We start from the raw sequence: 5,711 nt of genomic DNA on the forward strand, positions 1-5,711 counted from the left end.
GAGGTGTAGGGCACGGGAAGCGTTTCGGCGTGGATGCCGACCAGATGGCTCTGGAACCGGGTGGCGAGCGGAATGGCGCAGTCGAGCACGCGCTCGGCGTCCTGCTCGTTCTGCAGAATGGCGACGATGGTTTTGAATCGCATGACAATCCCTCAGTTCACGAGCTGGCGAACTCGTGCCGGGGAAACGTTGCAGCGTCGTGCTTTGTTCCGGTCTGGACCAGATCAGCCGGGATTGCTGGCGAAGCCGGCGACCATCGCCTCGACATCGGCGCGGGCAGCGTCCAGCGCCTCCTGGCTGCGGGCACGCACGACCAGTTCGGTCCAGAACTTGCCATCGCCATATTTCGGATAGGAGCCGATGATCGTATCGGGATGCGCTTTCTGGATATCACCCAGCGGCCCCCCGATGAGGCCTTCGCCGAACGGGCAGGGCACGGTCGCCGACAGCATCTTTGTGCCGGCCTTCAGCGTCGGCACGACATTGTCGAGCATGGTCTGGAAAATCGACGGCACGCCAGCCATGACGTGGACGTTGCCGATGCGGAAGCCAGGCGCGACCGACACCGGATTGTCGATGAGATCGGCGCCGCGCGGCATCCGTGCCATGCGCTTGCGGGCCTCGGTATATTCGATGCCGCGCGCGGCATAGCTTGCTTCCAGCATCGCATAGGCCCGGGCATCGTATTCGCAAGGCACGCCAAAGGCCTTGGAGATGGAATCGGCCGTGATGTCGTCATGCGTCGGCCCGATGCCGCCGGTGGTGAACACATAAGTGTAGCGCGCGCGCACGGCGTTCACCGCCGCGATGATCTCGTCTTCCTCGTCCGGGACGATGCGCACTTCCTTCAGGTCGATGCCGATCGCCGTCATGACGTCGGCGAGATGGCCGATGTTCTTGTCCTTGGTGCGGCCGGACAGAATCTCATCGCCGATGACGAGCATGGCGGCGGTCACGATTTCAGGCATGGGAAGCTCCGGCAAGCGAGTGGCCCGGGAAGGCGAGTGGTCTGAGATAGCGCGGCGCAGCGGTGGCCGCAATGTCATCTCCGCGGCGCCGGCTTCCCTGCCCGACTACATGACCGCCGGAGGTGGATGGCTCGGTCGAAGCCAACTCGTTTCCACACCATGTTCTGCGATGACGTGGCGGTCGAGCAAGATCTCGGTCACATCGACGGGTGCTATGACAAGGGGCACTTGCCGGAATTCATGGCCCCGGAGCAAACCGCCGCATCCATCGAGCGCATCGCCGGCCGGGCTGATCGGGGCCTCACCTCAGCTTCACGACAATTTCAAGGAACCATTCGGCTGACTACCGGGTTTTATGAGTGTCGCACCAAGGCGGCTAAGATACGGAGTGATTCAATGGTTACAAAACTTCTCGCAGCATCCGTCCTGACGATTGGTCTCGCCACATCGGCGATGGCGCAGTCACTGGACGACAGGTACTCAAACAATCATGACTGGTGGCTGTTCGGTAACAACGACCAGACAACTGTCGACCCCTACACCACGGGAAGCATCAGTGACGGCTCCGGGTTGAACACCCAAGGCAACACCGGCGCTATTGGCCCATGTGCCCACAACACACCAGGCCCGGACGCTAACGCAGGGCAAAACGTCAACGATCAGTATTGCGGCAAATAGCCAGAACGCGATTTCCGAAAAGCGCACGCCGATTTTCTGGAAATCCATGTTCGAGGGCTAGTCCGCAAGGACAGCCGCTGGCCGCTGGCGCGTCCTCTCTCCGGACGGCGCTGCGGTCGGCGCTCCGTCGGACCGCTCAACATCAACCGCGATACCGAATCAATCCGAGACTTCTGTCTGCGGCCGGTCGCGGCCGTCGGCCAGTTCCTCATGCCATTTTCCATCGGCGTCCTCATACTGGATGCCGTCCGTCGCTCCGGCGACCTGCTGCTCGGCCGAGGCGATTTCGGCGGCGCGCAACGCGTCCTGATGCGTGGGAAACGTCTCGGAAAAGGTCGCTCCGACCTTGTAGGCCCAGCCGCCGTCATGTTCGACGATCTTGTAAGTCAGCTTCGCCATGAAAAACCTCCGGTTGAAAGGTCCGTCTGCTCAATGCAGTCGGTCGTCGGGCAGTCTGTCGTCGGGCACCAGCACTTCCGATTCCTTGGCGGCTTCAATCAGCGCCCGGCGCGCATCTGCTGTCGAACGATAACCTTCCAGCACTTTGAGGCAAGTGTCGAGGGCATCACGATGGCGCGGGCCGCGATTGAGCGGCCACACCGTCATCAGGCACTCCGCGGCCTCCTGGGCGCTGCGGATGTGGCGATATTTGCCGACGTGGCCAAGTTCGACGACGACCGGCACTTCAAAAGGTTTGTTGTCCATCATGGCCGCAACGCAAAGCAGCCAATTTGGTTGCAACCATGGCCGTCAGCCTGCGCCCAAACGTCTCAGAGGCTGTTTGAAGGCTCTACAGCGCCGTGTCGGGAGCGCGAACCGTTCAGCCCGCCGCCTTCATCCAATGCTGCATCGTGGTCACCGAACGGGCAAGTTGTGGCGCCGGGTGGATTGTCTCGCTGAATGTCGCCGCCGCACGCCACCCCCAGCGCGGATCAGCCAGGAAGGCCCGCGCCAGCGCCACCATGTCGGCGCGGCCCTCGGTGACGATCGCTTCGGCCTGTTTGGGGTCGTCGATCAGGCCGACGGCGCGGGTCGGAATATCAGCGCCCTTGCGCACCGCCTCCGCCAGATGCACCTGATAGCCGGGGCCGGTGGGCAATTTCTGCAACGGCGAATTGCCGCCGCTCGAACAGCAGAGATAGGCAACGCCCTCGTCCTTCAGCGCTTTGGCCACTTCGATCGCGTCCGCCACGTCGAAGCCGCCGTCGACCCAATCCTTCACCGACAGCCTTGCGCCGAGCATCAGCTTTGGCACCGCCTTGCGCACCGCCTTGGTGATTTCGACGGCAAAACGCATGCGGTTTTCCAGCGCGCCACCCCAGCGGTCCGTGCGCTGGTTGGACAAGGGCGACAGGAACTGGAAGATCAAATAGCCATGCGCGGCGTGCAGTTCGAGGAAATCGAAGCCGGCGCGTTCGGCTCGCCTTGCCGCCTCGGCGAAGCGCTCGATCAGCTGTAGGATCTCCTCGTCCTCCAGAGCGTGCGGCACGTTCCAGCCGGTGTCGTAGGGGATGGCCGAGGCGGAGACGGTCTGCCAGGGATCCTCGTTTGGCTTCAGTGGCCCGCCGCCCTCCCACGGCTTGCGGTTCGAAGCCTTGCGGCCGGCATGGGCGAGTTGGGAGCCGAATTTCGTGCCGGGTGCGGCGACGCGTCGTGCAGCGTCCAGCGCGCGGCGGGCGGCCGCTTCATTGTCTTCGGAGTAAAGGCCGAGGCAGCCATGGGTGATACGCCCGCGCCGCTCGACATCGGTCATCTCGACCGTGACCATGCCGGCGCCGGACATTGCGAGGTTCATCCAGTGATGGAGATGCCAGTCGCTGGCCGAGCCGTCCTCGGCGGAATACTGGCACATCGGCGCGACGGCGATGCGGTTGGGGAAGGTGAGGCCGTCGAGAGTGATCGACTGGAAAAGCGACGCTGTCATGAGAAACTCCGGGAGGGTTCGCAGCTATTTAGGCGACCGATGGCGCCTGCGCCAGACACGAGGCGGTGAAAGGGCTTCTGGACCAATCACGGGCGGGATTGCCGAAATGCCGGTTCGCGGCTACGCCTCGGCCAGGCATGTCTCCCAAAAGTGGCTCCGGTTTTGGGAGAACGACAGGCATAAACAGGAGCATGAAGCGCGACGCGCTTTAGCATGGAGACCGGGATGGAAGATCGTATTCGCGTCCGTTCGGAGGAAATCCTCTCCGACGACTGGGCCATCCTGAAGAAGACCGTCCTCGACTACCGCCGGCGCGACGGTCAGTGGGAGACGCAAATCCGCCAGACCTATGATCGCGGCGATGGTGCGGTGATCCTGCCTTACGACCCCTTGCGTTCGACCGTGCTTCTGGTGCGCCAGTTCCGCTATCCCGCTTACGTCACCGGCCACCGCGAGCCGCTGATCGAGGCCTGTGCCGGCCTGTTGGACGAAAACGATCCGGAGACCGCCATCCGCAAGGAAGCCGAGGAAGAGCTGGGTTATCGCTTGAAGGATATCGAGCGGCTGTTTTCGCCGTATATGAGCCCCGGCAGCGTCACCGAACGGCTCTGGTTTTTCATCGGCCGCTATTCACCCGCCGACCGCATCTCGGCCGGCGGCGGCGCGCAAGAAGAGGGCGAGGACATCGAGGTTCTGGAAATGCCGCTCGACGAGGCGCTGGCCGGCATCGCCGATGGCCGTATCGTCGACGCCAAGACCATCATCTTGATCCAGCATCTGAAGCTCAATCCGATGCCTGCCTGAACGGCGCCGGTCCTCCTTCGCCAGGGCTTTCGGGTGGCCCGCCACCCGAAGCTCGAAGGGCGAAGGGTGGTGCGGATGAAGGGACTCGAACCCCCACGCCTTTCGGCACTGGAACCTAAATCCAGGGCGTCTACCAGTTCCGCCACATCCGCATGGACCGGCAATCCCATGTGGCCATCATTCTGTCAATGTCAGAGACAAGATGTGGCCCAGCGACAAGATGTGGGGCAGGCCCGAATGCTGGTTATTGGCTGGGATGCGAAGACTGTTGAAAATTGGCCTCGCCTGTGACAAAAGGCGTGTCAAATGTGACGGGACGCGACGATCCGCTTCTGCAGAATGTGATAAGAAGTAGGAAAAACAAGAACTTATTCACATTTTGGAACGCAGTTTGGGAGAGTTTGAGCCGGGTTTTCGGTCAAATCGCCAGGTTCCGTACCAAAAGCCATTCCCGGCAAGAATATACCGGCAGGCTGTGAACGGCAGAGGCCGTGGCAGTCTCATTGGTGAAAACAAAGGTTTTACGATGCAGGTCACCGAAACGCTCAACTCCGGTCTCAAGCGAGAGATCAAGATCACCGTGCCGGCCGGTGACATGGAAGCCAAGCTGATGGCGCGGCTTTCGGATGCCCGCAACAAGGTCCGCATCAACGGCTTCCGTCCTGGCAAGGTGCCGGTGCAGCACCTGCGCAAGGTCTACGGCAAGTCGTTCATGGCCGAAGTGGTCAACGAAATCCTCAACGATTCGACCCGTTCGATCATTACCGGGCGTGGTGAAAAGGCTGCCATGCAGCCCGAAGTCATCATGACCGAGGACGAGAAGGAAGCCGAGAAGATCCTGGCCGGCGGCGCCGACTTCGAATTCCGCCTCAACTACGAGATCATCCCGGCGATCGAGATCAAGGACTTTTCCGACATCAAGGTGACGCGCCAGGTGTTCGACGTGCCTGATGCCGAGATCGACGAGCAGGTCCAGCGCGTTGCCGAATCGGCGCGCAGCTACGAGCCGAAGACCGGCAAGGCCGCCAATGGCGACCGCGTCACCATCGACTATGTCGGCAAGATCGACGGCGAGGCCTTCAATGGCGGCGCCGGCACCGATCAGCCGCTGGTGCTAGGCTCGAAGGAATTCATCCCCGGCTTCGAGGATCAGCTTGTCGGCGCCAAGGCCGGCGACGAAAAGCAGGTCACCGTGACTTTCCCGGAAAACTACCAGGCGGCGCATCTGGCCGGCAAGGAAGCGACCTTCGATGTCACGGTCAAGGAAGTGTCCCAGCCCGGCGCGCTGGAAATCAACGACGAGACCGCCAAGAACCTCGGCCTGGAGTCGCTGGAGC

The 5,711-nt window shown here is 62.1% G+C and carries 7 protein-coding genes, 1 tRNA gene and 1 pseudogene; 3 read left to right on the forward strand and 6 right to left on the reverse strand.

Annotated elements, in window-relative coordinates:
- Together EN914_RS39275 and EN914_RS21825 are read right to left on the reverse strand one after the other, a co-directional pair.
- Positions 1–143: pseudogene (locus tag EN914_RS39275) on the reverse strand (universal stress protein); the annotation flags it as partial.
- An 81-nt stretch (positions 144–224) separates the two neighbouring features.
- Positions 225–968 (reverse strand): competence/damage-inducible protein A, encoded by a 744-nt coding sequence (locus tag EN914_RS21825; protein ID WP_024504402.1) that lies wholly within the window; start codon positions 966–968, stop codon positions 225–227.
- Between the two features lie 126 nt (positions 969–1,094).
- Here EN914_RS21825 and EN914_RS39280 point away from each other — a divergent pair, with 126 nt between their 5' ends.
- Complete coding sequence (locus EN914_RS39280) at positions 1,095–1,646, forward strand: hypothetical protein (RefSeq protein WP_244506952.1); 552 nt, start codon at positions 1,095–1,097, stop codon at positions 1,644–1,646.
- Positions 1,647–1,805: 159 nt separating this feature from the next.
- On the opposite strand, the gene EN914_RS21835 is transcribed toward EN914_RS39280, so the two are convergent.
- From EN914_RS21835 to EN914_RS21845, 3 genes are all read right to left on the reverse strand, one after another.
- Positions 1,806–2,045, reverse strand: coding sequence for a DUF2188 domain-containing protein (locus EN914_RS21835; RefSeq protein ID WP_024504403.1), 240 nt, complete (start codon positions 2,043–2,045; stop codon positions 1,806–1,808).
- 30 nt (positions 2,046–2,075) lie between these two features.
- Positions 2,076–2,354 carry a DUF982 domain-containing protein gene (locus EN914_RS21840; RefSeq protein ID WP_013532012.1) on the reverse strand — a complete coding sequence of 93 codons (279 nt, stop codon included), beginning with the start codon at positions 2,352–2,354 and terminating at the stop codon, positions 2,076–2,078.
- Positions 2,355–2,466: 112 nt separating this feature from the next.
- Positions 2,467–3,570: an NADH:flavin oxidoreductase/NADH oxidase gene (locus tag EN914_RS21845; RefSeq protein ID WP_024504404.1), complete on the reverse strand. Its 1,104-nt coding sequence runs from the start codon at positions 3,568–3,570 to the stop codon at positions 2,467–2,469.
- A 225-nt stretch (positions 3,571–3,795) separates the two neighbouring features.
- Here EN914_RS21845 and EN914_RS21850 point away from each other — a divergent pair, with 225 nt between their 5' ends.
- The gene (locus EN914_RS21850) at positions 3,796–4,374 is read left to right on the forward strand and encodes an NUDIX domain-containing protein (protein ID WP_024504405.1); all 579 of its coding nucleotides are present in this window, start codon (positions 3,796–3,798) and stop codon (positions 4,372–4,374) included.
- Positions 4,375–4,441: 67 nt separating this feature from the next.
- Here the strand turns inward: EN914_RS21850 and EN914_RS21855 are convergent.
- Positions 4,442–4,526, reverse strand: a tRNA-Leu gene (locus EN914_RS21855).
- Positions 4,527–4,900: 374 nt separating this feature from the next.
- Between EN914_RS21855 and tig the strand changes: the two genes are divergently transcribed.
- The coding region (gene tig / locus EN914_RS21860) for a trigger factor (protein WP_127389249.1) at positions 4,901–5,711 on the forward strand (811 nt) is incomplete at its 3' end.

The organism is Mesorhizobium sp. M7A.F.Ca.CA.001.08.2.1 (assembly GCF_003998455.1).
Classification (GTDB): Bacteria; Pseudomonadota; Alphaproteobacteria; order Rhizobiales; family Rhizobiaceae; genus Mesorhizobium; species Mesorhizobium ciceri.

Bases quoted from the DNA above. Each gene is read 5' to 3' on its own strand.
- EN914_RS21845 (WP_024504404.1), bottom strand. From the start codon at position 3,570: ATGACAGCGTCGCTTTTCCAGTCGATCACTCTCGACGGCCTCACCTTC.
- EN914_RS21840 (WP_013532012.1), bottom strand. From the start codon at position 2,354: ATGATGGACAACAAACCTTTTGAAGTGCCGGTCGTCGTCGAACTTGGC.
- EN914_RS21850 (WP_024504405.1), top strand. From the start codon at position 3,796: ATGGAAGATCGTATTCGCGTCCGTTCGGAGGAAATCCTCTCCGACGAC.
- EN914_RS21835 (WP_024504403.1), bottom strand. From the start codon at position 2,045: ATGGCGAAGCTGACTTACAAGATCGTCGAACATGACGGCGGCTGGGCC.
- EN914_RS21825 (WP_024504402.1), bottom strand. From the start codon at position 968: ATGCCTGAAATCGTGACCGCCGCCATGCTCGTCATCGGCGATGAGATT.
- EN914_RS39280 (WP_244506952.1), top strand. From the start codon at position 1,095: ATGGCTCGGTCGAAGCCAACTCGTTTCCACACCATGTTCTGCGATGAC.